Here is a 25,966-nt window from a genome sequence, read left to right as displayed (position 1 = left end):
CAGTCCGCCTGCAGGGGCTCGTTGTCATTCATGCATCGGCTTCGCTTCAGGCGCCCTGGAGCGTGCGCCTGTATTCGCCGGACGTCATCCCGAAGACCTGTCTGAAGGCCGAGATGAAGGCCGAGGTGTTCTGGTAGCCCGCCGTGAGCGCCGCCTCCTCAACGCTCGTCTCGCGCGCGAGCTGTCCGAGGGAGACGAGGAGCACGTGCTGCAGGCGCCAGTTGCGGAAGGTGAGTCCCGTCTCGGCCTGCACCTGGCGGCTGAGCGTGCGCACGCTCATGCCCGCAAACGCAGCCCAGTCCTCCATCATCCACTCGGCCTTCTCAAAGGAGGCGAACTCCATGGCGATCGCCTGAAGGCGCGGGCTTCTCGGGAGCGGCGCAAAGTGCGGCGGCAGGCGCCTTGCGAGCCTCACCTCCTCGATCGTCGCGAGCTCGAGAAGGCGCCTTGAAGCTTCCGGGCGCCTTCTGTCGAGCCCGCGGGCCGCAAAGAGCACCATCTCGACGGCCATGGGATTGAGCATCATGCGCACGACCTCGTCGGGAAAGCCCTCGAGCTGCGAGGGACCGACGTGAAAATAGACCGAGCGGTCGCCGAGCCAGTCGACGCTTTCGCGCGCAATCTCGGCATAGGCGCGGATGAGGGCAGGATCGGAACGACCGCCCGAAACCTCCATCATCTCCTTGAAGTAGAGTTCCTTGGAATCGTCGTCCTTGTCCTGATAGCGCGTTTTCGTCGCAGCGATCCAGCCGGAGCTGTAGGCGGACGTGCAGTCGGGACGGCCCATCTTCTCGATGAGAAGAACCTTGGCGCCCTTTTCCTTGGCTTCGAGCGCGGCGCAGAGGCCCGCGAAGCCCGCGCCCACCACGACGACGTCCCACTCCTCGCGGGCGATCTTCGACTTGGGCTCGACTGCGGCGGAGGCCGGGAGCGAGACGCCTGCGGCAGCGGCGGCACCCGTGCACATGAGGCCGGTCTTGAGCAGATTGCGGCGTGCAGCTTGCATGATTTCTCTCCTTTTGTCTTGAGCGGCGCCGGACCGGTCACGTCCGACGTCCTTTTCATGCTACGACGGAACACTTCGGCGCACTAACCTCAGGAAGGACATTCGATGCGCTTTTTCGGCCATCGGGCGGCCTCCCGGGGCGCCCCTGAAGGAAAACCTCAGGCCTGCGGCCCTGCGCCGGGCGCGGTAATATTGAGAATTCATCCAACCAACCCATCCGCTTCACATTGGAGACCAGCATGGCACTCAACGTCGTCGAGATCTGGCGCGACCTGCACAAGACGCCCGAACTCGGTTTTGAAGAAAACAAGACCTCCGCCTACCTTGCCGAGGCCCTCGAAAAGCTCGGCTACGCCGTCACGCGCGGCGTCGGGAAGACGGGCGTCATGGGCGTCATCAGGGGCGCCGAGCCCGGCCCCGTCCTGATGCTTCGCGCCGACATGGACGCCCTGCCCTTCAGGAACGATGACGGCTCGATCGAGGCCGTCCACGCCTGCGGCCACGACAGCCACTGCGCGATGGTGCTCGCCGCCGCCTCCGAACTCGCGGACCGCGTGCGCCGCGGCACCCTCAAGATCCTCTTCCAGCCGGGCGAGGAGACGCTCCACGGCGCGCTCGAGGTCCTGAAGTCGGGTGCCGTCGACGACGTCGACATCGCCCTGGGCTGCCACGTGCGTCCGATCCAGGACATCCCGACGGGCACCTGCGCCGCCGCCGTTCGCCACACCTCGAGCACCTTCGCCGACATCGTGATCCACGGCCGCACGGCCCACGCCTCGCGCCCGCACCTCGGCGTCAACTGCGCCGAAGTGGCCGCCGCCGTCACGCAGGCCGTCGCCGCCATCAAGGGCGACCCCGCCAAGGTGTGGTCCTGCAAGGTGACGAGCATCCAGGCCTGCGCCGCTGCCGTCAACATCATCCCCGACACCGCAACCCTCAAGCTCGACATCCGCGCCCAGACGAACGAACTGATGGACGAACTCCTCGAGAAGGTCCGCATGGCCGCCGCGGGCACCGCCGCTGCCTACGGCGCAACCGCCGAAGTCATCCTCCCCGGCGTCGTCATCCCGGCCGCCGTCTACGACGAGGACCTCGTCGCCGAACTCGCCGGCACGATCCGCGAGGTCCTCGGCGACGAATGCCTCGCCCGCGACTGCGGCGGTGGCGGCGAGGACTTCCACTTCTTCAAGAAGGAACGCCCGCACATCCGCGCCGCCTACTTCGGCGTGGGCGCAGGCTGCACGCCCGGCCTCCACGCCCGCAACATGACCTTCGACGAAACCCAGCTCGACATGGGCGTCAGGGTCCTCACCGCCGCCGCCCTCAAGCACGTCGGCTGACGCATCACAAAGCCGCATCGCTCCCCCGCGGGGCCGTCCACCACACGGACGGCCCCGCCTTCATTTCTTAAGCAGCGCCAAAACGCCCGCCGCACAAGCCATCTTCAAAGCACGGGATTGAGACCCCGATCGGGTGCAGGCACCCGGGCGCAATCACATGAAATCCAAGTACTTCCGCCCATAAAGCTTTGACTTTCGTCAAACTCCATGTTCGAATTTGAGAACATCTGTTTCAGGTCTGCTAGGGTATTTCCTGTTACGCCCCTGCAGACAAATGCGGCGGGCATTGAAGAACACCACTGGAGCAGGAAAATGCCGGAATGCAGAATTGAGGCGCTGGCCCTCGCAAGGCAGCCATTGAACGAGATTGAAGCCATGCTTGCGCTCACGTCCGTCACCTCTGCCTCCTCCTCCACATCCTCCTCTACATCCACGCGCGGCTCCCTCTAAGCCCGCGCGTGCGATATCAGGCGCCGTTGCGGCCTCCCCGGCCGTGAACGTCCGCCGCCCCTTCCCCAACACCCCCTTTGACAATCCGACCGGCCGATTTTGCATTTCGGCGCACTGAAGGCTCAAGGCCCCACTGCACCCGAAATCCGTCAAAAGAGCCGGGAAACCCCGCCGGAAGACCGTCCACACCCATGGACGGGGCCTTTCGCCCCACAGGAAAAACTAGGAGACTCAACATGGATCTCATCAAGAACTGGAAGCTTCATCTGCTGGCCCTCATCGTCGTGATCGTGGCCGAATCGATCGGCATGCACCGCTTCGGCCTCGTCGTGCTGCTGCCGCTGCTCTACGCGCTGGTGCTGGGCGGCATCCTCTCCTTCCCGAAGTTCGGGATCCTGAAGTTCGCCGAAATGGACCGCGCCGCGAAGTTCATGCCGATCGCCATGCTGGTCCTCCTGACGAAGATCGGTCTGGGCATCGGGCCGAACCTCGAGATGCTTCTCAATTCCGGCTGGGCCCTGATCATGCAGGAGTTCGGCCACTTCTTCGGCACGCTGATCTTCGGCCTGCCCGTCGCGTTGCTCCTCGGCATGAAACGCGAGGCCATCGGCGCGTGCTACTCGATCGACCGCGAGCCCAACGTCGCCATCATCGGCGAGAAGTACGGCCTTGACAGCCCCGAGGGCCGCGGCGTGATGGGCATGTACATCTGCGGCACCGTCTTCGGCGCGCTCTGGATCTCGATCCTCGCGGGCGTGGTCGCGGGCCTCGACATCTTCCATCCGCACTCCCTCGCCATGGGCGCGGGCATCGGCTCGGCCTCGATGATGGCCGCCGGCACGGGCTCGATCATCGCCGCCTACCCCGAAGCCGCCGAAACCGTCGGCGCCTACGCGGCCGCCGCCAACCTGATGACCTCTGTACTCGGCATCTACTTCGCGCTCTTCATCTCGCTGCCCGTCACGGTCAAGATCTACGAACTCGTAACCGGCGACAAGCGCGCCGCCTGAGAGACCTGAACACACCGCACCGCCCCCCGTCACAAGGAAAGTACATCATGAACGCCATTGCCGCCCATCTTGAAAAGCTCAAGGACTACATCTTCATCCTGCTCGTCACCGGCCTCTACACCGTCGTCGCCAACACCTTCGGCTACAACGGCGACCTCGCCCAAGGCGCCGTGGGCATCCTCGTCATCGTCGCGATCGCCTTCTTCGGCGTCGTGATCCAGATGCTGCCCGGCTTCAACAAGCTCCCCGTCGTCTTCTGGGTCTCGCTCACCGCCGTCATCGTCTCGATCCCGAGCTTCCCCAGCGGCGTGTGGATCGTCGAGCAGACCAAGCACATCAACTTCCTCGCCACGACGACCCCGATCCTCGCCTACGGCGGCCTGTGCCTGGGCAAGGACCTCGAGGCCTTCAAGCGACTCTCCTGGCGCATCGTCCCCGTCGCCATGGCCGTCGCCTCGGGCAGCTTCCTCTGCGCCACCGCGCTCGCCGAGCTGATGCTGCACCTCGAGGGCATCTTCTGATCCTCGTTCCGACAATCGTTCTACAATGGACCGAATGCCCGCCGCCCCTGCGGGGGCGGGCGCACCCGGTCCCGTCAATCACCAGATATAGAAAGGAGCGGACCGCAGTCGCCGCCATCAGGCGCCGGAAACGGTCCCCTGTACAGATCATGGACAAAGCCGCCATCAAGCAGAAAGTCTGCGAAGCCATCGCCGCACACCGCGCCGACATCGAGGCGATTTCCGAAGCCATCCTCGCCGAGCCCGAACTCGGCTTCAAAGAGGTGAAGACCTCCCGCAAGGTGCAGGAGGCGCTCGAGAGGCTCGGCATCGAATTCACGGCCGGCCACGGCATCACGGGCGTCAAGGCCCGCATGAAGGGCAGGAACTCGAAGCGCACCGTCGCGATGCTCGCCGAGCTCGACGCCATCGTCTGCCGCAACCACAGGAACGCCGACCCCGTCACGGGCGCCGCCCACTGCTGCGGCCACAACATCCAGATCGCCAACATGATCGCCGTGGCCTGCGGCCTGCGCGACGTCATGTCCGAACTCGACGGCGACGTCGTCCTCTTCGCGGTCCCCGCCGAAGAGTACGTCGAGATCGACTGGCGCAACGCCCAGCGCGACGAGGGTCGTCTCAAGTACCTCGGCGGCAAGCAGCAGCTCATCGCCGAAGGCGCCTTCGAGGACATCGACATGGCCATGCAGATGCACGTGGCCTCGGGCGACGAATTCAATCTCGGCGCCTCGAGCAACGGCTTCATCGGCAAGCTCATCGAATACCACGGCCGCCCCGCTCACGCCGCCTTTGCACCTGAAGAAGGCATCAACGCCCTCAACGCCGCCATGATGGGCGTCATGGGCGTCAACGCCATCCGCGAAACCTTCCGCGACCAGGACCACGTGCGCTTCCACCCGATCATCAACGCGGGCGGCGACCTCGTCAACGTGATCCCCGACTACGTCAAGATGGAAAGCTACGTGCGCGCCTCCAACATCGACGCCATGGCCCGCTACAACAAGGCCGTCGACCGCGCCCTCAGGGCGGGCGGCGACGCCATCGGCGCGAAGTGCGAGATCAGGAACCTGCCGGGCTACCTCCCGCTCGCCCCCGACGACGCCTTCCGCGAAGTCCTGCGTGACAACGCCGTCGAACTCTTCGGCAAGGAGAAGGTCACGCTCGGCGAACACAGCTCGGGCTCGACCGACATGGGCGACGTCTCGCTCCTCATGCCCGTCATCCACCCCTGGGTCGGCTGCGTCGACGGCGTTCTCCACGGCGCCGACTACGAGCTTCGCGACCGCGAGGCCGCCTTCACCCGCATCCCGCAGGCCCTGGCCCTCACGATCGTCGACCTGCTCGCAGACGGCGCGCAGAAGGCCGACGAAATCTGCACGGCCTTCAAGCCCCGGCTTGACCGAGAGTCCTACGTGGCCTTCATGGACGACATCAGATAAGGCCTCATCCACACATTGATTTCCTGTCCCATGCGGTCCGGCAAAGGCCGCGGGGGTTTCGGGACGGCGTTGCAGCAGAGCGCCGTCCCCTTTTTTTCCTCATCTCCCCATCACGCCCCTCCTTTTCCCTCTCCCGCAAGCCGACTTCCCCTCCCGCCCTCCTCCGAACACCCGCCACTCACGGGATGGATACCACTTCGCTCTCATTCCAAACGCTCGCAAAACCGTTACAAAAGCGCGGAGGAGGCGAGGACTGTGCCGAGCGCACACGCGGCGAGTGATTTGCACGATGCCGGCCTTCGCATCCAGTACGCCGCCTTCGACGAGGACGGCGCCGTGAAGCTTTCGGGCGCCGAAAAGTCCGTTCAGGGCAACGCCTGGCAGGCCGCGAGCGCAGAAGGCTGGGTGCCCCCCGCCGGGCTCACTCAGGATCTCGACGGACTCTGGAAGAAGGCCGAGGTGCGTCACGCCGACGCCTGCTCCACCTGCCACGGCGCGCCCAAAGCCTCCGCCCACACCGCCAACGAATGGGCGGGCCAGCTGCCCAAGCGCGGCGGCCGCACCGGCCACTCGAGCGCGGGCGCCAACGAACTGATGTTCAAGTGGCTGCAGGCGCACGCCAAGCCCATGTAACACGTCCCCGCCGTCCGCTTCCGAACAGCCTTCGGGACAACAGGCATTCACACTCCGACCAACCGTGAACAAGGAAAAAGCGACATGACCAATCGCCGAAATCTCTTCCGCGCAGCCGGCGCGCTTGCCGGCGCCGCCTTCATCCCCGCCGCTCATGCGGCCTCTCCCAAGCACCCGTCCGGCATGAACGGCGTGCGCACGCTCAAGGGCGGCCGCATCAGAGCCCTTCAAGCGCGACCTCGCGCCGTCGCTCCGGCTGCAGGCCTTTGCCCAGCAGCCCTACAACCACGCCCGCATCCGCCATCCGATGGTTCGCAAGAGCTGGCTTGAAAAGGGCCACCGCGCAGGCGGCGAAGGCCGCGAGTCCGATCAGTTCGTGCGAGTCTCTTGGGAAAAGGCCGCGAAGCTCGTCGCGGGCGAACTCAAGCGCGTTCGCGAGACCTACGATCCCGGCGCCATCTGGGGCGGTTCCTACGGCTGGATGAGAACGAGCTCCGTGGGCAACGCCCGAAACCTCCTGCAGCGCGTCCTCAACCTCAACGGCGGCTACACGACCTATACGGGCGACTACTCCACGGGCTGCGCCCAAGTGGTGCTGCCCTACGTCATCGGCTCCAACGGCGTCTACGAACAGGTGACGTCCTGGGAGCTCATCAACGAGAAGACCGAACTCGTCGTCCTCTGGGGCGCCGATCCGACGATCACGAACGACATCGACTGGTGCACGACGATTCATGAGAACGCGGGCGGCCTGCTAGCCCTTAAGGCCCGCGGCGTCAAGGTCGTGGCGATCAACCCGCTCAAGCCCGACACGGCCGAATGCTTCGGCGACAAGGCGCAGGGGATCGCGCCGCGTCCCGGCACCGACGTCGCGATGATGCTCGGCAGAACCTCCCGCGCATGCGCGTCTGGGAGCAGCCCGAAATAGTGCGTGAGGACGACTGACGTCCGAGACCGGCCCGGTCCTGAACCCGCGGCCGGCTGATCCCGACGGATCCCGAGAGGGTCCGCAGGCTTGCGTCTGCGGGCCCTCTCTCGTCTTTCGCCCTCACATTCCGCCCTCTTCCCGCATGCACCTCTGCACCGCACTCTTCGCCCCGCACCCCGCAAAAAACCTGAATCGACATACTCGAAAACCCAAGCATTTCCAGTTTTTCTTAATACTCCTGCAGAACTTTGCGGCGCCTTCGGTTTTCGACTTGACGCAAATCAAGATTTTGACCTCCCTAGCGCCTAGACTCGATTCATCGGAAGGCGGCATGAACCGCCTCTCGTCACAACAACACTCAAAAGGAGAAGACATCATGATGACGAAGAAGGCACTCGGCCTGATGATCGGCGCGCTTCTGAGCGGCGCCCTCATCGGCGGCGAAGCGGCGGCGGGCCAGACGCTCGCGGACTTTCACTCGAAGATGGGCGGCTGCGCCTCGTGCCACGGCACGAACGCCGTGACGGCGGCGTCCGTCCCCGACGACGAGCATGCGCTCAACGCGCAGTGCCAAACCTGCCACGGGTCCTATAAGGACATCAGGAAGACGGGCACGGAGATCGATCCGCACCACTCGCATCTCGGCGACATCAACTGCACGAGCTGCCACACCGCGCACGCCCGTCCGAAGCTCGTCTGCAACGACTGCCACACCTTCCCGAACAAGATGCCGTTCGCCGATGCGCCCGAAGCCGCACCGAAGGTCTCCCCCGACGAAGCGGCCATCGAGGCGGCAATGAAGGCCGAGCCGCGCGAATCCTATGACGTCGTGGTGATCGGCGCGGGCAGCGCGGGCTTCAACGCAGCGATCGCCGCCAAGCGTGCCGGCGCCTCCGTTCTCCTTCTTGAAAAGAACAGCTTCTCGGGTGGCAACTCCATGCTCGCCGCGGGCGGCTACAACGCCGTCGGCACGAAGCAACAGAAGGCCAAAGGCATCACCGACACGGTCGAAGCCTATGTCGAGGACACGCTCAAGGGCGGCCGCGGCAAGAACGACCGAGCCCTCGTTGAAATCCTCGCGAAGGAAAGTGCCGCAGGCGTCGAATGGCTCGAGGGCATGGGCGCGGACCTCTCAGAAGTGAAGCGCTCGGGCGGCGCCCGCGTCGACCGCACGCATCGCCCGACGGGCGGCGAGACGGTCGGTCCGCACATCGTCAAGACTCTGCGCGCTCAGGCCGAGAAGGACGGCGTGCCCGCACGCCTCAACTCCCGCGCCGTCAGGCTCATTGTTGACGAAAACCACACCGTCAGGGGCGTCGTGGTCGAAGGCAAGCACAGCGGCCTCTACCGCGTCAACGCCAAAGCGGTCGTGCTCGCTGCTGGCGGCTACGGCCAGAACAAGGAGATGGTGGCCTTCTATCGTCCGACCTTCAAGGGCATGACGAGCTCGAACAACGTCACGAGCACCGGCGACGGCGTGCGCATGGCACTTGAAGCCGGCGCGAGCATGACCGACATCGACTGGATCCAGGCCCACCCGACCGTCGGCAAGGGAAGCCGCATTCTCATCAGTGAAACGGTCCGCGGCGTCGGCGCCGTCATGGTCAACGAAACGGGCGCGCGCTTCGTCAACGAACTCACGACCCGCGACCGCGCCTCCGACGCGATCCTCAAGCAGCCCGGCCGCCACGCCTGGCTCGTCTTCGACGCCGATCTCTACGCCAAGGCCAAGATGGTCCGCGGCTACGACCACCTCGGCATGCTGAAGAAGGCCGACACGATCGAAGGGCTTGCCAAGGCTGCCGGCATGGATCCGAAGGTCCTTGAAAAGACGCTCGCCGACTACAACGCGTACCGCGCCAAGGGCCATGACGACGCGTTCGGGCGTCCCGACATGCCGCTCGCCGTCGCGAAGGCGCCCTTCTACGCCGTCGAAGTTGCGCCCGGCATCCATCACACGATGGGCGGCGTGGCCGTCACGACCGAAAGCGAGGTCCTCGACATCCAGTCCCGTCCGATGCCCGGCCTCTATGCCGCAGGTGAAGTGACGGGCGGCGTGCACGGCTTCAACCGCCTCGGCGGCAACGCCGTCGCCGACACCGTGGTCTTCGGCCGCCGTGCAGGCGAACACGCTGCGAAGTACGCGCTCGAACAGAAGTGAGCGCAGCCGCCTCAACATAAAAGGCAGGACGGCATTTCCTGCAGGCGTCTGAGGGAGACGCCCGCAGGATGAAAATGAAGGCGCCGTCTGCGGCTTGTGCGTCCGCAGACGGCGCCTTCGTCGTCACCAAAGATAAAAAGAACCCCGGACCAAGAGCGGACCGGGGCAGCAAAGCCGGCTGCAGCCCGGGGCAACCGGCACAGGGAACGATTTTCAGAATGGGTTTCGAGGCCTGTGCGCGCCCAAGCGATTGGAGGCGTACCCGAAGGCGCGCGCAGGCTTCGAGAGGATCATCCGCAGAGAGGCACGCAGCGCTTCTTGAGAACGGGAAGCAGAGAGGCAACAAGGACGCCGAAGGCGGCCAGAATCATGGACAACATGGAAATTCGGAGTGCTTTTGCACGAGGTTGCAGGATGGAACGCGTCCGCGCGCCTGGGCGGGCTCGAGGACGAAGGCGTCATCAGCAGGCGCGAGGGCTCGGGACGTACAAGGGCACCGGCAACAGGAATCCCTTCCACATCATTTCGGGGCTTGACGGCAGGTCGCGCGGCACGCGCAAGGAGCTCGTCTCGATCTCGACCGTCGCCGCGCCCGACTTCGTGGCCGATGCCCCGGGTTTGCCGAGAAAGGCGCCCGTCATCCTCATGGAGCGCTTTGCGGGCCTCACGCCCGAGCGCTTCACGAAGGGATTTCTTGAGGACGACACGCTCTACAAGTTCTACGACCGCGAGTTCGGCATTGGCATCATCCGCCAGAAATGCAAGGTCCGCTTCGAGCGCGTGGCGGCGGATGCGGCCCGCAGCCTCGACCTGCCCGAGGGGCTCGAGATGCTGCGCACGGACCGCGTCTCCTACGACATCACGAAGGAACCCGTCGAGTACCGCATCAACCGCGGCCGCATCGAGCGCACACTCGTCTCCTTCGACGTCGTGATCTAGCAGCGGGAGCCGACGGCGCCCCCGCCCAAGGGAAAACCCGATTCTCGTATCGCTTCCGTTGGCGTAAAATGCGCGCCTTTCCCAAGGCATCAGGACAGAACCTCACCGATCGGGTTTTCTTGCAATGGACTGGCTGGCTCATCTGCTCACGGACGTCTCCTCCGTCCCTCACATCATTCTCGTTTACTCGCTTGTGATCGCCGTAGGCGCGCTGCTCGGGCGCATCCGGCTCTTCGGCGTCTCACTTGGCGTCACCTTCGTGCTCTTCGCGGCCATTGCCGCGGGGCACTTCGGCTTCACCGTGAATCCCGCCGTGCTCTACTTCCTGCGCGACTTCGGACTCACCGTCTTCATCTACTTCATCGGTCTTCAGGTGGGCCCCTCGTTCTTTTCGTCCTTCAAGAGCGGCGGCATGGTACTCAATCTCCTCACCGTCCTGCAGGTGCTCCTTGGCGTCGCCGTGACGATCGCGCTCTACATCCTCTTCAAGGACACGCTGTCGTTGCCGCAGATGCTCGGCGTCCACTATGGCGCCGTCACGAACACGCCCGGTCTCGGCGCCACTCAGGAAACGCTCGAGCTCTTCAAGTACACGGGTGAGAACATCGCCGTTGCCTACGCATGCGCCTATCCGCTCGGCGTCATCGGCACGATCGGCTCCGCGATCCTCATCCGCTTTATCTTCCGGATCAAGCTTGCCGAAGAGGACAAGGCGTGGGACGCCGAAGAGCGGGCCCACCATCAGGAACCCGTCTTCTTCCACGTCGAGGTCAGCAACCGGGCGCTCGAAGGCCGCACGATCGAACAGGTGAGGAACTTCATCAGCCGCGGCTTCATCGCCTCCCGAATCCTCTCGGGCAGCAGCATCTCGAGTCCCAACGGCTCGACCGTCCTGCACATGGACGACTGCCTGCGCATCGTGAGCCAGCCCGACGTCAAGGAGGCGATCGTCGCCTTCTTCGGACGCGAGCGCACCGACATCGACCTCGCCGAGGAGAAGTCTCCACTCGTCGTGCGCACGCTCATGGTCACGCGCGAATCCGTCAACGGCATGCGCATCGAGGATCTCGCACTCAACCGTCTGGACGGCGTCAACATTACCCGCGTCTTCCGCGCGGGCATGACGCTCTTTCCGTCCGCGAAGCTCCACCTTCAGGTGGGCGACCAGGTCTACTGCGTGGGTCCCGAGACGGCCGTCGCGCGCATGGAGGCCAAGCTTGGCAACCAGGTGAAGAAGCTCGACCATCCGAACATCATCACGATCTTCATCGGGCTTCTGCTCGGCGTCATCGTCGGCAGCGTGCCGTTTGCCGTGCCCGGCCTGCCCGTCCCGCTCAAGCTCGGCCTCGCGGGCGGTCCGCTCATCGTCGCCATCCTGCTCGGCCGCTTCGGTCCGACCATGCGGCTCGTCACCTTCACGACGCCGTCAGCCAACATGATGATGCGCGAGACCGGCATCTGTCTCTTCCTCGCCTCCGTGGGCCTTGCCACAGGCGACGGCTTCGTCGCCGCCATGACCGACGGCAACGGGCCGCTCTACATGGCGCTCGGCGTCCTCATCACCGTAATCCCGCTTCTCATCGTGGGCGTGATCGCAAGGCGCTTCCTGCACATCAACTACCACAGCATCGTGGGCCTGATGGCGGGCGCCACCACCGATCCTCCCGCCCTCGCCTACGCGGGCACGCTCTCCGAGCGCAACTCCTCGGCCGTTGCCTACTCGACCGTCTACCCGCTCGCCATGTTCCTGAGGATCCTGATGGGGCAGCTCATCCTCGTCATCCTCTGGCCGTTCCTCTGAAAGAGGCGAAGGTCACACTGAAAGCCAGTCGCAGACAAACCGAAGGCCGCCGCCGGAAGCGCTCCGACGGCGGCCTTTCAGGTGTACGATGAATGCCTGCGGCACGTCCGCACCCGACGTCTTCATCCCGAACCGACAGCAGCCCATGAGAATCACGCTCCGACAGCTCTCCGTCTTCCGAAGTCTTTACGAGACGCACCGCGTCTCGGCCTCCGCCGCACGCCTGCACCTGTCGCCATCGGCCGTGAGCCAGTCGCTCAAGGAGCTCGAGAGCGCTCTTGGAGCCCGCCTCTTCGTTCGCGAGAGCAAGGGCCTCACGCCCACGCCCGCCGCACTCACGCTCCTGCCCTACGCCACGCTTCTCGTCGACAAGGCCGACGAGGTGGAGGCGCTCTTTGCAGAAGCTGGCGAAGGCCGTGCGGGCACGCTAGCCGTCGGCGCCAACAGGCGCTTCGGCATCTACGTGCTCTCGAGACGCCTGATGCACATGAAGCGCAGGATGCCCGCCATCGAGACAAGCCTCATGATCGAGGACAACGACGTCGTCGAGGACGCGGTCGCTGGCCACCTGATCGACGTCGGCTTCATCAGCGGACGCCCCACGAATCCCGACCTCGACGGCTTTCCGTGCTTCGAGGACCGCTTCGCCTTCGTGGTCGGCCTCGGCAGTCCGCTGATGTCCGCCTACGTCACCGCCCGCGAACTTTCCGACGCCACCTGGGTGCTCGAGCGCGAGCAGCGCACGCAGCGCGACGTCCTCGCGCACCTCGAGGCCAGAGGCATCCGCATCCGCCACTCCGTCACGATGGACACCATGGGCGCCGTTAAGCGCGCGGCGGGCACGGGACTCGGCGTCGCACTCCTTCCCTACCTTTCGGTGCGCGAGGAGATCCTCAGGGGAGACCTCGTCGAAATCATGAAGCCCGCCTCCACCGAGCTTGCGGACAGCCAAAAGATCTGGGCCGTCTGGCGCAGGGACGCCGAAGGCGCGCTTCGCAGCGCCTTTTTCCAGGCCTGCAGCATCGAACCGATCGCCTGACGGCAGGCCGGGAAGGACACGGACAAAAACGGCCGCCCGGAAGATCCGAAGCGGCCGTTTTCCTCGAGCTGAAATGCGATCCCCGAGCGTCAGGGTTCGTCAGTGCCCGTCGTGCTGGTGTGCCTTGCGCGTCAGCAGGTCGATCCAGCACATCACGAGAGCTGAGAGAACGAAGGTCAAATGGACGATCACATACCAGAGCAGCTTGTCGTTCTCGATCGTGCTGATGTTCATGAAGATCCTCAGAAGGTGGATCGAGGAGATCGCCACGATGCTCGCCGCCACCTTGTTCTTGAGGCTGCCTGCGTCCATCTTGCCGAGCCAGCCGAGGCGCTCCGAATCCTTTTCGTCAAGGTCGAGCCTGGAGACGAAGTTCTCGTAGGAAGAGTACATGACCATCACGATCAGGCCGCCCACAAGGCCCATGTCGACCATCGAGAGAAGCGAGAGGATGAGATCGGACTCAGAGAGCTCGAAGACGTGCGGCAGCACGTGCCAGACCTCCTGAAAGAACTTGAGCGCAAGTGCCAGAAGCGCAAGCGAAAGGCCGAGAAAGAGCGGCGCAAGAATCCAGCGCGCGCTGTAAAAGAGTTTTTCGAAAAGCGATTCCATGGGTCGTCCCGTATGAACGAAGTCTGAAAAAAGCTATCGACATACATGAGCCGATAGCACGAGGTCCGCTGATTTTACAACATGCAGCCTTCTTCGTGCGTCCCTTCCGAATGACTGCATGCCGAAGAGGCAACGGAGGATGGCGTCTGTGCAGTCGTCCACTGCTCCCGGAGCAGGGACCTCTGAAGCACGCCTACGCCGGCAAGGATCTGCGCATGGCCATTGATCTGGGACTCGGGGCGCTCACCTATGCGACTGAGGACGGGACAATTGCCAAAGTGCAGATTGCGCCAAGCGCGGACACGGATCACCGTGCCGTGCGCAAGCTTCAGCGTGCGATGGAGCGCAGCCGCCAAGCGACGAATCCCGACAACTACGAAACGGTTGAGGTGGTTCGTCACGGCAAGAAGCACAAGTCTCTGAAGGTGAAGTCCGGAAGGCTTCAGTGGCGTTTCTCGAAACGCTACGAAAAGCTCCGGTCGGAACTTGCGGAGATGCTTCGTCTTTGCGCCGCCACGCGAAAACGCGAGCACGGTGAAGTCTGCAACCGGCTTCTCGGCCATGCAGGTCACATCATTGTGGAGGACAACAGCTATAAGGCGTTCCAGAAGGGACGCTTCGGCAAGGCCATCGGGCGACATGCGCCGGCAGCGTTATACGCTCAACTCGCAAGCAAGGCTGAAAGCGCCGGTTTGTTGGTGGAAGTCGTATCGCCAAAGAAACTCAAGCCCTCTCAGCACAATCTGCTGACGGACACGTTTGTCAAGCACGAACTTTGGGAGCGCCGCGCGCGACTGGGTGAAGATGACGACGATCGACGGATCGACCGCGATGCGGCGGCTTGTCTGAACCTGTTGTACGCAGATCTTGAAAATCAAGCCTACGCCCCGGAACGGATCCGTGAAGCCGTTCCAGCCGGAGTAACAGCATGGCTTGACGCCGGTGTCGCAGTCATTCAAGCCCGAGAAGGAATCACCGAGCGCGAGTTCGGGAGGTTCCGACGGCGGGGGATTCCGTCCCTTGCCGTACAAGGGCTGCGTCAGCAAGGATTTCGTGGTCGGAGTGACGGCAAATCGGGGGCAACCCCGAGGCGAAAAGCCTCGACTGTATCGAAACCCTCCCACTTCAGTGGAGAGGTTGTTTAGGCTCAACGTCCGTCAGGTCTGAGAGGTCAAGCGTCGTCGAGGTCGCATCGCCCATCGATTTCTCCGTTCGTGTTCGTCTGCGCCCGCCGAACGCATGTCGTTCGGCGGGGCGTCCATCGCCATGTGTCTGAGGTTGTCAGCCTTGGTCGGAAAGGAGCTTGAGGAGCTCCTCCTTCGAGAGACGGCTCGACATGTCGGCGCCCTCAAGAAGCGCATCGGCGAGCGAGCGCTTCGTATCGTGCAGGCGAAGGATCGCCACCTGGGGTTGGCTCGTCGGCCGCGAACTCGCCGCCGCATAAGGCTTGCGCCGACATCTGAAGACTCCTCCGCGGCCTTTCGTTCGCACGTTAGCTCTGCAGACGGAAGGCCGCTTCGTTTCCAAGCTTGCGCAACCCAGACCCGAACACCACCTGAATGCCGACTTGGAACAAACAGAAGCAACTGAACGGCTCCAAAGCCAACCACCCATGCAGACCCATGTTATATTGGAATTTAGTCCAACTCCTTTGCAAAACACGTCTAAGATGGAACTGATTCCAAGAAAATACTATCTGCGCCAGCTGCGCACATTTCGAGACACCCAGCTCATCAAAGTCATCACGGGCGTCCGTCGATGCGGAAAGACCACCTTGATGACGCTCTTCATCAATGAGCTGAAGGCAGGTGGCATTGAAGACGAGCGGATCGTTCGCATCAACTTCGAAGACTATGACGCCATTGAGCTGACCGACCCGAAAGCCCTGCATGCCTATCTGAAGTCGAAGCTACAGCCCGGAAAGACCGTCTATTTCTTTCTCGACGAAATCCAAAACGTTTCGGATTTCCAGCGCGTCATCGACAGCCTCTACATTCGCGACAATGTCGACATCTATTTGACGGGATCAAACGGCACGATGCTGTCCTCAGACCTCGCCACACTGTTGAGCGGGAGGTATGTCGAAATCAAGATGCTCCCGATGTCCTTCGGCGAGTTTGTTGAAGGCACTCACGCCAATGGTTCGCTCAGTAAAAGCTATCGCCGATATCTGGAAGTCGGCTCCTTCCCTTATGCGCTCTCTCTTCCCAATGCCGAGGCGGTGCGCACTTATTATGAGGGAGTCTTCAGCACAATCCTGCTCAAGGATTTGGCGCTGCGGCTGAAGCTCTCGGACACGTCGCTCCTTCTGAGCATTTGTCGCTTTCTCTTTGAGAATATTGGGAGCCTTGTTGCACCCAAACGAATTGCGGACTACCTGAATGCACAGGGTCGAAAGTGCGACGTCAAAACCGTCGACAAGTACCTCAATGCGTTGATGGACTGCTTTGTACTCTATGAAGCGAGACGCTTCGACATTCACGGTAAGGCTGAGCTGGCCCGTTTGGAGAAATACTATCTGGTTGACCTTGGGCTTCGCCGAACGGTGCTCGGCAACAAGGCGATGGATGTTGGGCACACGCTGGAAAATGTGGTCTATCTCGAATTGCTGCGCCGCGGATTTGAAGTCTACGTCGGGCGCGTCGATCAGACGGAAGTGGACTTCGTTGCCAAATCGGCTGACGGCTACCAATACATCCAAGTGTCGGCAACCGTGCGGGATCCCGACACCCTTGCACGGGAATTGAGGCCCTTGCAGAATATCAAGGACCATTATCCGAAACTCCTGCTCACCCTCGACGACGACCCGGACATGGATCACGACGGCATCCGGCAGTGCAATGCGTTGGAATGGTTGCTGACGCGAAAGCCGTGAGGCTCTTCTCGCCGCCGGCGACGGCACCTGGCCTGCATGGCTCCCATTGCGCGATATTCGAGACAATGGATGCAGGTACCGTCATCCTTCGATCCATCGCCTCGGGCAGCCGCCCTGAGGTTCTTCATGAAAATTCGTCAAATCAAGGCGTTTCTGGCCATCGTGTCCACGGGCGGCGTGCGCCCGGCGGCCAAGAAGCTCTGTCTCACGCCGTCGACGGTCGCCAAATCCATCGGCCAGCTCGAGTCGGATCTCGGCGCACCGCTCTTTGAGCGCAGCGCTCTGAACCTGAGGCTCAATGCCGCCGACCCGCCGTCAAGCTCGTCTTCACGAGCGGCTTTTTCTCAGACTGCAGAACTTTCCGCGCTCGTCGAGGAGCCGCTCTTTGAGGTCGACCACGGCATCGTCGCGGCCCCCGGCCATCCGGTGCTCGCGCCCGATGCGGATCTCAAAACGGTGTTCGCCCAAAGCGAGTGGCTCACCACCGTGCAGGACGAAGGCTTTCTTCTCGAAAAGCTCGGCGGTCTCGGCATTTCACCCGAGCGAGTGACGCTCTGCGACTTCTTCGGCATCGATGCGCTCAAGGGACGCAATGACGCTTTGACCCTCTCTCCCTTGAGCGTCATTGAGGACAGCCTCTACGCAGGCCGCCCTCGACGCACTTCACCCTGCGCTCTTTCCGCTTTCTCCCCTCACCGTCTCCTTCTTTCACCGAAAGGCGGTTGAGCCCTCGCCGCCCGCCGACTTCATGCGCCACGCGCTTCGCCTGGCCTTCGCGCAATGGATGGCCGCCAAGCCGCGCCGCTTCATTCGAGCGCGTTGGAGACCAACACGTTCACTTATGTTTCTTGGAATCAATTCCACCTTTGAAATCATTTTCAAAAGAAACGGGAATAAATTCCAACTAACATAAGGCCACCTTGTTCTTGAGGCTGCCCGCGTCCATCTTGCCGAGCCAGCCGAGACGCTCCGAATCCTTCTCGTCAAGGTCAAGCCTCGAAACGAAGTTCTCGTAGGACGAGTACATGACCATCATGATCAGGCCGCCCACCAGGCCCATGTCGACCATCGAAAGAAGCGAGAGGATGAGGTCGGACTCCGAGAGCTCGAAGACGTGCGGCAGCACGTGCCAGACCTCATGGAAGAACTTGAGCGCCAGCGCCAGAAGCGCAAGCGACAGGCCGAGAAAGAACGGCGCAAGAATCCAGCGCGCTGTAGAAGAGTTTTTCGAAGAACGATTCCATGGGCGTCCCGTATGAGCGAAGTCTGAAAAAACTATCGACACACACAAGCCGATAGCACGAGGGCCACAGTTTCTACAACATGCAGGCTTCTTCGTGCGTCCATCCCGGATGACGGTATTCCCGCTTTTTCTTCAGCGGTTTCCTGAGGTACGCATGCTGCCTGCTGCAGACGCCCGGGAACAGGCCCGAGCATCGCATTGCAGAGCGCGTTCGAACTCAAACGCCTCGTCAAGCAAACGATTCTGCAGATCGTTCACACGAAGCGGGAGCCGACAATGCAAGAAGGGCAGGAGACGCCCATAAGGTCACACATCCGCTCACGCTCAAGCACTCTGCATCAAGAAAAACCAAGAATTCATCGCACACGCGAAACCCGTTGGAGCTCACGAGATTCACTGCCGTACGCACAAAAAGAACGGACGAAACCGCACGCATTTCGCCTCATCTTGCCTTCCCGCCCCCGCCTCCTACAAAACGACTCGTTCAGTGCTCGATCAATTCAGTTCCCGTCAGGAGGTCGCATTTCCAGAACCGGGCATACAGTGAAAAGTGCAACAAGAATTGTCCGCCCGCCTTCGGACGCCTTGAACGGATTCCCCGCGCATTCCCCATCCATGTGGCACACATGGGTGGGGTCAAGCGGGGCTGACGAAGTCAGTCAATCTCAAGTTATTCAAGATGATCCAGTGGATAAGTTCACAAATCCCTTCTTGCACAGGTATTAAATAGTAAAAAGAGCGCAAAATCACAGGATCATTTTGCGATTCTAATGCAGCACTTTTGCTTGAGCTCATAGAATTGTCGATTAATTGCGTCAGGTTGTGTGATGCTTGATACCATACGGAGTATTCTCGCCAACCCATCGCCATGCAACGATGAAGATCACGTCCACTTACTCCGTGCGTTTGCGCAACTTCAACCGTGTCTTTGACGACACGGTTGAGGTGTATCGCCACGCCGTGGATTACTTCATCGAACTCGTGATTGCGAATTGGAATACTCACTTCGCCAATCTCAGTCGTGCCAACGATTGCATTCGTGTTGCCGAAGGTCTGAGCGTTCGTACGAAAAAGCGTCTGATGACGCCTTACAACTTCTGCCACGACTTCGTGAAATTTCCGTGCTACCTTCGCCGAGCCGCCATCATGGCGGCATACGGACAGGTGTCGTCGTATCAAACGCATCTGGCTCAATGGAAAGCGAAGCCGGGGCAAAAGGGCCGGCAGCCCGGTCTGCCGAAGGCCGGCAGAAGCTTTCCGGTCATGTACCGCGATAATACGTTCATCAGAGCCGGACGCAACAGCGTGAAACTCAAAGTTCGCATTCGCAATACTTGGGACTGGGTTGATGTCGAGCTCGACAAGCACGATGTCGATTACATTGCACTTCATTGCGCTACCCGCAACGAATTGTCGCCGGCATTGAGAAAGCGCGGGAAGAAATGGTATCTGGACTTCTCTTTTGAGGAGAAGGTTATTCTGGATAAGGTGTCTCTTGACACGCAGCGCGTCCTTGGCGTTGATCTTGGGATCAACAATGCATGCGTGTGCTCGGTCATGGATTCAAAGGGCACTATCATCGGCAGACGTTTTAAGAAGCTGCCGGTAGAGCAAGACTCTTTGGAACGTGCCTTGCGGCGCATCAGGAAAGCTCAAAGCAACGGCGCAAAACGCATGCCGAGGCTTTGGGCGAGAGCAAAGGGGGTCAACAAGGACATCGCCGTCAAGACGGCAGGCTTCATCATGACGGTTGCAAACGAGTTCAAGGTCGACGTCATCGTCATGGAACACCTCGATCTCGCCGGGCGCAAACGTGGCTCCAAGCGTCAGCGGCTTCATCACTGGCGTGCCAAGTATGTCCAGCAGATCGTGGAGCACCAGGCACATCGTTGCGGTACCCGCATTCGTCGCGTGTGTGCTTGGAATACATCGAAGCTGGCCTTTGACGGAACCGGTGAGGTTACGAGAGACACGGACAACTACAGCATGTGTACGTTCCAGACGGGGAAGCGCTATTCGTGCGACCTGTCAGCTTCGTACAACATCGGAGCTCGGTACTTCCTCAGGGAGTACGAGAAGTCCATTTCGGCAACGAGATGGCGGCGCATTGCGGCTAAAGTTCCGTCATGCGCTACGAGGATCACACGCACCCTGGACACTCTAATTCGGGTTAACGCGGAGCTGCGCTCCATGTGAGCGCAGATTTCTGAGTTTGCCCGCTATCTGTGCCCAGGCAGTCCTTGCTGGTAAAAGGCAGGGAAGCCCCGTCCAATTAATAATTGGGCGGGGAGGATTCACAAAGGCGCCGCATCACAAGATGCAGCGCCTCGAGGCTTTGGATGGGTGCCGTCCGAACGAATTCCGTGAATCGAGCCAGTGGTAAGAAGGCTTCGTGCTGAACCGTGAAAGTACGAGCGTGGAAGTGAATCGTAAAAGTGCAGTTCTGACCGGCGGCTTCCGGCCGATCCGGCCTGACAGCGGCGGCTCCGCCTTCACGAGGCTTCGCCGGACGGCATGATCGTTAGAGTAGCTCGGTCTCCCAGTTCGCCTGCTGGATGCGGGCGTCGATCGCGTTGATGCGAAGCGCGAGCGCGTCGAGCTCTGCATGGCGGCGGGCGGTGCTGAAGGTCGTCACCGACCTGACCGAGCCGGGACCGCCGTGGCGGTCGTAGGACGGGGCGGCGGCCCGGAGGGCGCTTTGGAGCACGCGCAGGCGTCTCCAGGAGACGTCGCGTTCGGCGATCCAGTCGGCGAGGATGCGGCCCTCGACAACGGTTTCGACGTTGGTGCGGGAGATCCTTGAGACGATCTCGACAAGCGCCGCGGCGGCCTTCTCGAGCATGGCATAGAGCGCGTCAGGTGACTCGTCTGGCTCAAGCCCCTCCTGAACGCGGGCCGAGGCGTGGAGCCTCTCCTCAAGACGCGTGAGGCGCGCCTCGAGCTCCTTGCGGGCGTTGAGTGCTTCGGCAAGCTTCATCATGTTCTCCTCAGCAGAGCTCGGTCGCCCAGTTGGCGGCCTGACTTCTCTGAGAATCAGAGATTTCATAAGAAATCACGCACATCTCATACGCTTGTTCATACATAGTGTAGCTTGCACGGAGAGGGAGGTCAAGGGTAAGATCTCAGCAAATGTTTTGTTATAGGAGGGGCGGCATGCCTTTCGTGTTAGGGCGATCTCATGAATGACATGAGGTCGCCCTAGGGATTGTACCCATCGCTCAAGGATGTTTAATCTACATCAATAAAGTGAGCGTCGGGCTACCATCAAACAAAAGCCTTCGAGGGAATTGAGGCTCCCTTGAAGGCTTATTAAAAATTCAGGTTAGCCCTTGCCATTGGGGAGCTGATCATGTATTGACAGCCTCTTAATTTTGTATAAGGGTTACCCCCAGCCTATGAATTTAATGCGTATAGTATCTTCAGTAGATCCTGAATGTATGTTCGAAAATACTCTGGCAGCATCATCAAAGGAGATACGGTTGGGATTAACTTGCATAGGATTTCCGGTGCAATTACGCGTCCCGCTGGGACCGCTAATTTTAATTACGCGAGGGACTAGCGCCGTTTCGCCCGTTATATCGCACAAAATTGGCCAATTCGAACCCGTGCACGTATAATTTGCAAACTTAAGTGATACTCCCGTCGGCAAGGTAATTACTCGTGGCTCGTAAGACCATATGTCAATCCCAGTATACCCCCAATCGCTGTAGTAGCTAAATGATACGACGGTAGTGAATTCAGGCCATGTGGATAGATCTCGATACCCCTGCCCGGAAAGGGTCATGATCTTTGTGTTAAGCATCTCGCTCCTCCTGCGGAAGGTGAGCTCTGGAAAGCTCAGACTCATAAGCCTGCTTGCAATGGCCTTCCTGCCAGAAGAAAAGTGCGTCGATCAGCCGCATTGGCCAACGACGATCCTTTTTGATTTCCGCGTGGCGGTAGGCCCGAGCACTTAACGTCTCATCAGCCCAACCACCAAGTAAAGTATTGACAAGTTGATCAACAGCTACCATTACTTGGAATCCATTAGGATGTTTCATGCCTTAGGTTCCTCTGTATAAGGCTTAGTCCATAGTTCAGCCATGGCAAGCATTGCCTTGGATAAAGCCTGTTGAAGTTGCGCCTTGGTTACATTCTTCACTGTGTTATCCGCCAACACCCAAACAGTAGACTCAAGCCCTGCAGTCTCAGCTGCTGTGATTGCACGAGCCATACGGGACTGAGCAGCCTCATCACCATCAAACGTCATACCATCAACCACAACTTTGATGGAGGCAACCTGTGCTGCACGTTCACGCTTGGCAATGGCAAGATTCTGTGCTTCCTGTTCTTCAGGCGTCAGCCCTCTTTCAGAGTAGGTCACGCCATACTGCGCCCAGAACTCGACCTTGCCTTCTTCTGGCGCTTCGCCAAAGGACACATGGTCCCTGTTGAAAATGTCCTGACGCACCTGCCATTCAGACTGGTAGGCAACGCCGTTGTACGTCCATGTCTTAATCATTCAATCAGCTCCCAAATTTGGTGAAAGTGGCGACTCCGAAAGTCCCGTACCATGCAAGCGTGACAAGCCCCTTCGCAAGCGTCGGAGCAGAACCGCTCCACGACCAAGAGCTGCCAAGAGTGATCGTGGCAGTTCCCGCAAGCGCCACGACGGTGATCCACGCTTTATTGCTGGAGCCGTTGTTGACCGTGAGCGTGCCGCCACTGGCAAGGCTCATAGCTCGCGCCGACGTGTCTGACACGGTGGTTGCCGCCACAACGGTCTCGTATGTCTTGATCGTTCCCGCGTCACCCGTTCCGGGGATGAGTTGCGGTTTGCCACTCACACCAGTCCACGGGACGGACGCCGCAGAATTTGCCGAATCCGCTGTCGTAGCGCTATTGGCAGTAGTAGCGCTATCGGCCGACGTTGCTCTATCGGCCACGGCAGCAGAAGCCGCCTTAGCCGAGATGCCGAGGTACGTGGAAGCGGCGTCATCTTTGGACAAGTACGTTTGCCCTGCCGCCGCTTGCGTGAGGTACGTCTGCGAAGCGTTGGCCTGCGTCAGATAGGTCTTCCCCGCATCCGTCTTCGACAGATACGTGGCCGAAGCGGTAGACGTCGTCAGGTAGCTTGCGAGCTCAGACGCCATGGCGACACGATACTTTCCGCCCGTGCCGTGGACGATCCACAGCTGATGTGTGTCCTCCGCCCAGATCGGTTGGGCGGGCGTCTCGGCATCCCCGCCATAGGCAGAGATCTTCGCCGCCGTGTCGTAGTTGATCCCAAATGCTGAGTAAGCCATTACGGCAACCTCCCCATAGAAATGCCCTTGCCAGTGAAGTAGGCAGGCTTGCCAGTGATGCCCGCCCACGTCGTCGTGCCTGCGGGGCCCGTTGCGCCCTTTAGACCCGTGAAAGCGAATGCGAATGTCCTTGCCTGAGCGGTCCCGCCCACCGTCACAGTCACCTTAGGCGTGCCCGTTGTGGCGTCCACCGAAGCCGTAGCACCAGTGATAGTGGCGTTGGCACCTGCCGCGCCAGTTGCGCCCCTCTCACCCTGAATGCCCTGGATACCCTGCGGCCCTTGTGCACCCTTAGGGCCGGTAGCGCCGGTCTCACCCTTTGCGCCCGCGTCACCTTTAGGCCCCTGGACCCCCTGAACACCCTGAGGACCCACATCGCCCTTGTCGCCCTTAGGGCCTTTGATGTCGCCGACGTCCTGCCATGCCGAGCCATTCCACGAGTAGAGGTGCGTGCCGACCATGTAGGCGTCGCCCAGCTGACCGACGGGGTGCTGCTCCTGAAGCTCGTCGAGCGTCGGAAAGCTACCCTTGATCGAGAGTGGTGCTCCCGTGTCGCCCTGCGGCCCCCGTGGGCCCTGCACGCCCTGAGGTCCCGTGTCGCCCTTCAGGCCCTGAGGTCCCTGAGCGCCCTGAGGACCCGTGTCGCCCTTCGCTCCCCGAATGCCCTGAGGGCCCTTGAGGCTCGTGAGTTTCGCGCCCACGGTGAAGTTGCCCCCAGAGACCGCAGTGATCGAGAAGACCTCGCCATCGGGGTCGATCACCGTGTCGCCAACCTTCGCATTGGTAGAAGGCGTGAGCGAGGAGATTGCAGCAGTGCCGCTCGCACTCATGTTGGCCGACGTCAGGCGCATGGCGTAGGCCGCCGTCTTTGCAGACTCTGCCGCCGCCTGCGCCGACTTCGCCGCCTCGCTCGCCTTCGTCGTAGCCTCAGTCGCCTTGGTCGTCGCAGTGTTGGCCGCGGTCTCGGCCATGCCCTGCGCCGTCACGGCCGCAGTCTTTGCTGACTCCGCACCGCTCCTGGCCGTATCAGCTCCCGTCTTGGCCGTCTCCGCCGCCTTCTTGGCGTTGGCTGCCGCAGTAGCAGAAGCCGCCGCGGCATCGGCCTGAGCCTTTGCGTTGGCAGTCTGCGTAGCGCCCGCCGTCTCGACCGCCTTAACTTGAGCGGCCCCCGCGGCGTTGACGGCACCGACTTGCGTAGAGCCAGCGGTCTCCACAGCCTTGACCTGCTTCTGACCTTCCGCCGTGACAGCGGCAACCTGCGTGCCGCCCTCCTGCGTGATGGCCGCGACGGCATCCTGACCGGCCTTCTTGACTTCGGCGAGCACTTCGCTCGAAGATCCCGCCGCACCAGACGCAACCTCGGCGTAGTGCTTTGAGCTGTAGAGATCGCCCTCGACAGGCGTGCCCATCTGGGTTGCCCACGCCTTCGCAGTCGTAGCGCTCGAACCTGCGGACGCCGCGGACTGCTCTGCCGATGTCTTCGCGGACTGCGCAGACGCGTTGGCAGACTCTGCACCAACCCGCGCAGCCTCAGCACGAAGAGCATTCTCTGCGCTTGCCTCAACAGAGTTTGCGGCCTTCTCGAGCGTTCCGTCATCGACAGCGCCCGCCACCTTGTCGACAGCAACGATGTGGTCCGCCACAGTCTTGATGTTGCCGCCCTCGGCAGTGCAGTCCTGCGAAGGCTCATCGGTCAGACGCCCTGCGGAGAACTTCACGGGCACGCACTTGCCACCCTGCAGATCGCCCGCGACAGCGCCGATCTTGTCCATGTTGGCGGACACATCCTTCACGTCATCGATGTTCGTCGATACGGTAACGACATGATTCTTCATGCCAGCGACCGCCATAATCTCGCTGGCGATCTCCGCATCGGTGACGACCTGATCCTTGATCGAGGCGACGGTCTTATAGGCCTCGAGGTTCTCGGGCGCAGCCGCCGTACCGATGTCGTCAAGTGCTCCTGCCACTGCCACGGTCTCGTCCTTGATGGACGCCACCGACTTGACGGACTCGACGTTCTGCCCAACGGTCTTGATCGTCTCGATGTTGTCCGCAACGGTCTTGATCTCGGCCTTGAACGGGACGATGGCGGTTGCGGCTTCGGCGTACTCGGCGGTCTTCAGCTCGGACTTCTTCGCTTCTTCGGCGGACTGCTGAGCCGCGTCGGCGTATTTGCGGGCGTCGTTCTGAGCGGACAGAAGCTCTTCGGTCAGGTCCTCGGGCGTCTTGTCCGAAGAAGCAGGCACGCGCAGGGTGCGGCCGACTGCTTCCTTCAACTCCTGGATGAGCGCGATCGCTTTGTCCGCAGAGTCGTTGAGCGTCGTCGGGAGCATACCGTCATGGTTGGTGAGCACCATCTGCTGGTCCGGCGTAATCGCCGACAAGATGGACAGACGCAAGCCCTCCGCCAATGGGGAGGCAAGCGTGACGGTGCCGCCCGCCTTTTCGTCCTGGTTGGCGTTGAGCTTGACAGTGTAGTCGGTGCCGAACTTAAGTGCCTCATCCTGCGCGCTGGCATCAGCGGACTCGGACCGAACCACCTTCACGTCTTCTGATCGGAAGACCTTGAACGCGAAGGTGTACGCGGAGACGAGCCCGGTGCCCACGTACGGCCCTGCTCGGCGTGTGATGTTTTGTACTGACATGGCAAAAATCCTCGCAATGCCTGTACTTTGTCACAC

Annotated in this window: 24 protein-coding genes and 1 pseudogene; 16 read left to right on the top strand and 9 right to left on the bottom strand. The window is 61.4% G+C overall.

Translation table 11 applies throughout. From position 1 onward, the window contains the following. Positions 1 to 46 precede the first annotated feature (46 nt). Positions 47 to 1,006 (bottom strand): FAD-dependent oxidoreductase, encoded by a 960-nt coding sequence (locus HMPREF9465_RS12385; RefSeq protein ID WP_005435314.1) that lies wholly within the window; start codon positions 1,004 to 1,006, stop codon positions 47 to 49. Between the two features lie 239 nt (positions 1,007 to 1,245). On the opposite strand from HMPREF9465_RS12385, the gene HMPREF9465_RS06640 reads away from it, so the two are divergent. From HMPREF9465_RS06640 to HMPREF9465_RS12380, 12 genes are all read left to right on the top strand, one after another. Continuing rightward, on the top strand, positions 1,246 to 2,346 hold the full coding sequence (locus HMPREF9465_RS06640) for an amidohydrolase (protein WP_005435312.1): 1,101 nt from the start codon (positions 1,246 to 1,248) through the stop codon (positions 2,344 to 2,346). Between the two features lie 312 nt (positions 2,347 to 2,658). After that, positions 2,659 to 2,796: a hypothetical protein gene (locus HMPREF9465_RS13210; RefSeq protein ID WP_155994191.1), complete on the top strand. Its 138-nt coding sequence runs from the start codon at positions 2,659 to 2,661 to the stop codon at positions 2,794 to 2,796. Positions 2,797 to 3,032: 236 nt separating this feature from the next. Then, positions 3,033 to 3,806 carry a DUF3100 domain-containing protein gene (locus tag HMPREF9465_RS06630; RefSeq protein WP_005435307.1) on the top strand — a complete coding sequence of 258 codons (774 nt, stop codon included), beginning with the start codon at positions 3,033 to 3,035 and terminating at the stop codon, positions 3,804 to 3,806. A 47-nt stretch (positions 3,807 to 3,853) separates the two neighbouring features. After that, a complete protein-coding gene (locus HMPREF9465_RS06625) occupies positions 3,854 to 4,327 on the top strand; it encodes a hypothetical protein (protein ID WP_005435305.1) in 474 nt (157 codons plus the stop codon). A 149-nt stretch (positions 4,328 to 4,476) separates the two neighbouring features. Continuing rightward, a complete protein-coding gene (locus HMPREF9465_RS06620; protein WP_005435304.1) occupies positions 4,477 to 5,766 on the top strand; it encodes an amidohydrolase in 1,290 nt (429 codons plus the stop codon). Between the two features lie 255 nt (positions 5,767 to 6,021). Continuing rightward, complete coding sequence (locus HMPREF9465_RS06615) at positions 6,022 to 6,399, top strand: hypothetical protein (protein ID WP_005435302.1); 378 nt, start codon at positions 6,022 to 6,024, stop codon at positions 6,397 to 6,399. Between the two features lie 84 nt (positions 6,400 to 6,483). Then, positions 6,484 to 6,729, top strand: coding sequence for a hypothetical protein (locus HMPREF9465_RS13205; protein WP_005435300.1), 246 nt, complete (start codon positions 6,484 to 6,486; stop codon positions 6,727 to 6,729). Next, the gene (locus HMPREF9465_RS06610; protein WP_005435299.1) at positions 6,707 to 7,327 is read left to right on the top strand and encodes a molybdopterin-dependent oxidoreductase; all 621 of its coding nucleotides are present in this window, start codon (positions 6,707 to 6,709) and stop codon (positions 7,325 to 7,327) included. The genes HMPREF9465_RS13205 and HMPREF9465_RS06610 overlap by 23 nt, the downstream gene beginning before the upstream one ends. Positions 7,328 to 7,703: 376 nt before the next feature. Further along, the gene (locus HMPREF9465_RS06605) at positions 7,704 to 9,488 is read left to right on the top strand and encodes a flavocytochrome c (protein ID WP_005435297.1); all 1,785 of its coding nucleotides are present in this window, start codon (positions 7,704 to 7,706) and stop codon (positions 9,486 to 9,488) included. A gap of 414 nt (positions 9,489 to 9,902) precedes the next feature. After that, positions 9,903 to 10,427 (top strand): UTRA domain-containing protein, encoded by a 525-nt coding sequence (locus HMPREF9465_RS06600; protein WP_005435295.1) that lies wholly within the window; start codon positions 9,903 to 9,905, stop codon positions 10,425 to 10,427. A gap of 124 nt (positions 10,428 to 10,551) precedes the next feature. Beyond that, positions 10,552 to 12,228, top strand: coding sequence for a putative transporter (locus tag HMPREF9465_RS06595; protein WP_005435293.1), 1,677 nt, complete (start codon positions 10,552 to 10,554; stop codon positions 12,226 to 12,228). Positions 12,229 to 12,373: 145 nt separating this feature from the next. After that, the gene (locus HMPREF9465_RS12380; RefSeq protein ID WP_196793865.1) at positions 12,374 to 13,267 is read left to right on the top strand and encodes a LysR family transcriptional regulator; all 894 of its coding nucleotides are present in this window, start codon (positions 12,374 to 12,376) and stop codon (positions 13,265 to 13,267) included. A 99-nt stretch (positions 13,268 to 13,366) separates the two neighbouring features. Here HMPREF9465_RS12380 and HMPREF9465_RS06585 read toward each other — a convergent pair whose 3' ends face one another. Continuing rightward, positions 13,367 to 13,879 (bottom strand): TIGR00645 family protein, encoded by a 513-nt coding sequence (locus HMPREF9465_RS06585; RefSeq protein WP_005435284.1) that lies wholly within the window; start codon positions 13,877 to 13,879, stop codon positions 13,367 to 13,369. A gap of 215 nt (positions 13,880 to 14,094) precedes the next feature. On the opposite strand from HMPREF9465_RS06585, the gene HMPREF9465_RS06580 reads away from it, so the two are divergent. Beyond that, a complete protein-coding gene (locus HMPREF9465_RS06580; RefSeq protein ID WP_005435283.1) occupies positions 14,095 to 15,024 on the top strand; it encodes a hypothetical protein in 930 nt (309 codons plus the stop codon). 136 nt (positions 15,025 to 15,160) lie between these two features. On the opposite strand, the gene HMPREF9465_RS13910 is transcribed toward HMPREF9465_RS06580, so the two are convergent. Continuing rightward, positions 15,161 to 15,283 carry a hypothetical protein gene (locus tag HMPREF9465_RS13910; protein ID WP_255358820.1) on the bottom strand — a complete coding sequence of 41 codons (123 nt, stop codon included), beginning with the start codon at positions 15,281 to 15,283 and terminating at the stop codon, positions 15,161 to 15,163. 208 nt (positions 15,284 to 15,491) lie between these two features. On the opposite strand from HMPREF9465_RS13910, the gene HMPREF9465_RS06575 reads away from it, so the two are divergent. Both HMPREF9465_RS06575 and HMPREF9465_RS06570 read left to right on the top strand, forming a co-directional pair. After that, entirely contained in the window at positions 15,492 to 16,754 is a 1,263-nt protein-coding gene (locus HMPREF9465_RS06575; protein ID WP_196793864.1) for an ATP-binding protein, read from the top strand. A 126-nt stretch (positions 16,755 to 16,880) separates the two neighbouring features. Then, positions 16,881 to 17,480, top strand: a complete 600-nt coding sequence (locus HMPREF9465_RS06570; RefSeq protein WP_005435280.1) for a LysR family transcriptional regulator — start codon at positions 16,881 to 16,883, stop codon at positions 17,478 to 17,480. A 187-nt stretch (positions 17,481 to 17,667) separates the two neighbouring features. Here the strand turns inward: HMPREF9465_RS06570 and HMPREF9465_RS12780 are convergent. After that, positions 17,668 to 17,998, bottom strand: a pseudogene (locus tag HMPREF9465_RS12780) (YqhA family protein); the annotation flags it as partial. An 875-nt stretch (positions 17,999 to 18,873) separates the two neighbouring features. Between HMPREF9465_RS12780 and HMPREF9465_RS06560 the strand changes: the two are divergent. Beyond that, complete coding sequence (locus HMPREF9465_RS06560; protein WP_005435278.1) at positions 18,874 to 20,193, top strand: IS200/IS605 family accessory protein TnpB-related protein; 1,320 nt, start codon at positions 18,874 to 18,876, stop codon at positions 20,191 to 20,193. A 325-nt stretch (positions 20,194 to 20,518) separates the two neighbouring features. Here HMPREF9465_RS06560 and HMPREF9465_RS06555 read toward each other — a convergent pair whose 3' ends face one another. From HMPREF9465_RS06555 to HMPREF9465_RS13690, 5 genes are all read right to left on the bottom strand, one after another. Then, a complete protein-coding gene (locus HMPREF9465_RS06555; RefSeq protein ID WP_147645262.1) occupies positions 20,519 to 20,977 on the bottom strand; it encodes a DIP1984 family protein in 459 nt (152 codons plus the stop codon). An 814-nt stretch (positions 20,978 to 21,791) separates the two neighbouring features. Continuing rightward, on the bottom strand, positions 21,792 to 22,037 hold the full coding sequence (locus HMPREF9465_RS12775) for a hypothetical protein (protein ID WP_038006906.1): 246 nt from the start codon (positions 22,035 to 22,037) through the stop codon (positions 21,792 to 21,794). Beyond that, entirely contained in the window at positions 22,034 to 22,498 is a 465-nt protein-coding gene (locus HMPREF9465_RS06545; RefSeq protein WP_005435276.1) for a DUF4376 domain-containing protein, read from the bottom strand. Before HMPREF9465_RS06545 ends, HMPREF9465_RS12775 begins: the two co-directional genes overlap by 4 nt. A gap of 4 nt (positions 22,499 to 22,502) precedes the next feature. Continuing rightward, the gene (locus HMPREF9465_RS06540) at positions 22,503 to 23,282 is read right to left on the bottom strand and encodes a hypothetical protein (RefSeq protein WP_005435275.1); all 780 of its coding nucleotides are present in this window, start codon (positions 23,280 to 23,282) and stop codon (positions 22,503 to 22,505) included. After that, entirely contained in the window at positions 23,282 to 25,930 is a 2,649-nt protein-coding gene (locus HMPREF9465_RS13690; protein ID WP_005435274.1) for a collagen-like protein, read from the bottom strand. The genes HMPREF9465_RS06540 and HMPREF9465_RS13690 overlap by 1 nt, the downstream gene beginning before the upstream one ends. Positions 25,931 to 25,966: the final 36 nt, after the last annotated feature.

The sequence above is a fragment of the Sutterella wadsworthensis 2_1_59BFAA genome (assembly GCF_000297775.1).
GTDB lineage: Bacteria > Pseudomonadota > Gammaproteobacteria > Burkholderiales > Burkholderiaceae_F > Sutterella > Sutterella wadsworthensis_A.
Note: the sequence above shows the minus strand (reverse complement) of the source record. Positions and strands in the feature narration are given on the sequence as shown.

Coding starts and splice junctions, on each gene's coding strand:
- HMPREF9465_RS12385 (WP_005435314.1), bottom strand. CDS start 1,006: ATGCAAGCTGCACGCCGCAATCTGCTCAAGACCGGCCTCATGTGCACG.
- HMPREF9465_RS06640 (WP_005435312.1), top strand. CDS start 1,246: ATGGCACTCAACGTCGTCGAGATCTGGCGCGACCTGCACAAGACGCCC.
- HMPREF9465_RS13210 (WP_155994191.1), top strand. CDS start 2,659: ATGCCGGAATGCAGAATTGAGGCGCTGGCCCTCGCAAGGCAGCCATTG.
- HMPREF9465_RS06630 (WP_005435307.1), top strand. CDS start 3,033: ATGGATCTCATCAAGAACTGGAAGCTTCATCTGCTGGCCCTCATCGTC.
- HMPREF9465_RS06625 (WP_005435305.1), top strand. CDS start 3,854: ATGAACGCCATTGCCGCCCATCTTGAAAAGCTCAAGGACTACATCTTC.
- HMPREF9465_RS06620 (WP_005435304.1), top strand. CDS start 4,477: ATGGACAAAGCCGCCATCAAGCAGAAAGTCTGCGAAGCCATCGCCGCA.
- HMPREF9465_RS13205 (WP_005435300.1), top strand. CDS start 6,484: ATGACCAATCGCCGAAATCTCTTCCGCGCAGCCGGCGCGCTTGCCGGC.
- HMPREF9465_RS06610 (WP_005435299.1), top strand. CDS start 6,707: ATGGTTCGCAAGAGCTGGCTTGAAAAGGGCCACCGCGCAGGCGGCGAA.
- HMPREF9465_RS06605 (WP_005435297.1), top strand. CDS start 7,704: ATGATGACGAAGAAGGCACTCGGCCTGATGATCGGCGCGCTTCTGAGC.
- HMPREF9465_RS06600 (WP_005435295.1), top strand. CDS start 9,903: ATGGAACGCGTCCGCGCGCCTGGGCGGGCTCGAGGACGAAGGCGTCAT.
- HMPREF9465_RS06595 (WP_005435293.1), top strand. CDS start 10,552: ATGGACTGGCTGGCTCATCTGCTCACGGACGTCTCCTCCGTCCCTCAC.
- HMPREF9465_RS12380 (WP_196793865.1), top strand. CDS start 12,374: ATGAGAATCACGCTCCGACAGCTCTCCGTCTTCCGAAGTCTTTACGAG.
- HMPREF9465_RS06585 (WP_005435284.1), bottom strand. CDS start 13,879: ATGGAATCGCTTTTCGAAAAACTCTTTTACAGCGCGCGCTGGATTCTT.
- HMPREF9465_RS06580 (WP_005435283.1), top strand. CDS start 14,095: ATGGCCATTGATCTGGGACTCGGGGCGCTCACCTATGCGACTGAGGAC.
- HMPREF9465_RS06575 (WP_196793864.1), top strand. CDS start 15,492: ATGCAGACCCATGTTATATTGGAATTTAGTCCAACTCCTTTGCAAAAC.
- HMPREF9465_RS06570 (WP_005435280.1), top strand. CDS start 16,881: ATGAAAATTCGTCAAATCAAGGCGTTTCTGGCCATCGTGTCCACGGGC.
- HMPREF9465_RS06560 (WP_005435278.1), top strand. CDS start 18,874: ATGAAGATCACGTCCACTTACTCCGTGCGTTTGCGCAACTTCAACCGT.
- HMPREF9465_RS06555 (WP_147645262.1), bottom strand. CDS start 20,977: ATGATGAAGCTTGCCGAAGCACTCAACGCCCGCAAGGAGCTCGAGGCG.
- HMPREF9465_RS12775 (WP_038006906.1), bottom strand. CDS start 22,037: ATGAAACATCCTAATGGATTCCAAGTAATGGTAGCTGTTGATCAACTT.
- HMPREF9465_RS06545 (WP_005435276.1), bottom strand. CDS start 22,498: ATGATTAAGACATGGACGTACAACGGCGTTGCCTACCAGTCTGAATGG.
- HMPREF9465_RS06540 (WP_005435275.1), bottom strand. CDS start 23,282: ATGGCTTACTCAGCATTTGGGATCAACTACGACACGGCGGCGAAGATC.
- HMPREF9465_RS13690 (WP_005435274.1), bottom strand. CDS start 25,930: ATGTCAGTACAAAACATCACACGCCGAGCAGGGCCGTACGTGGGCACC.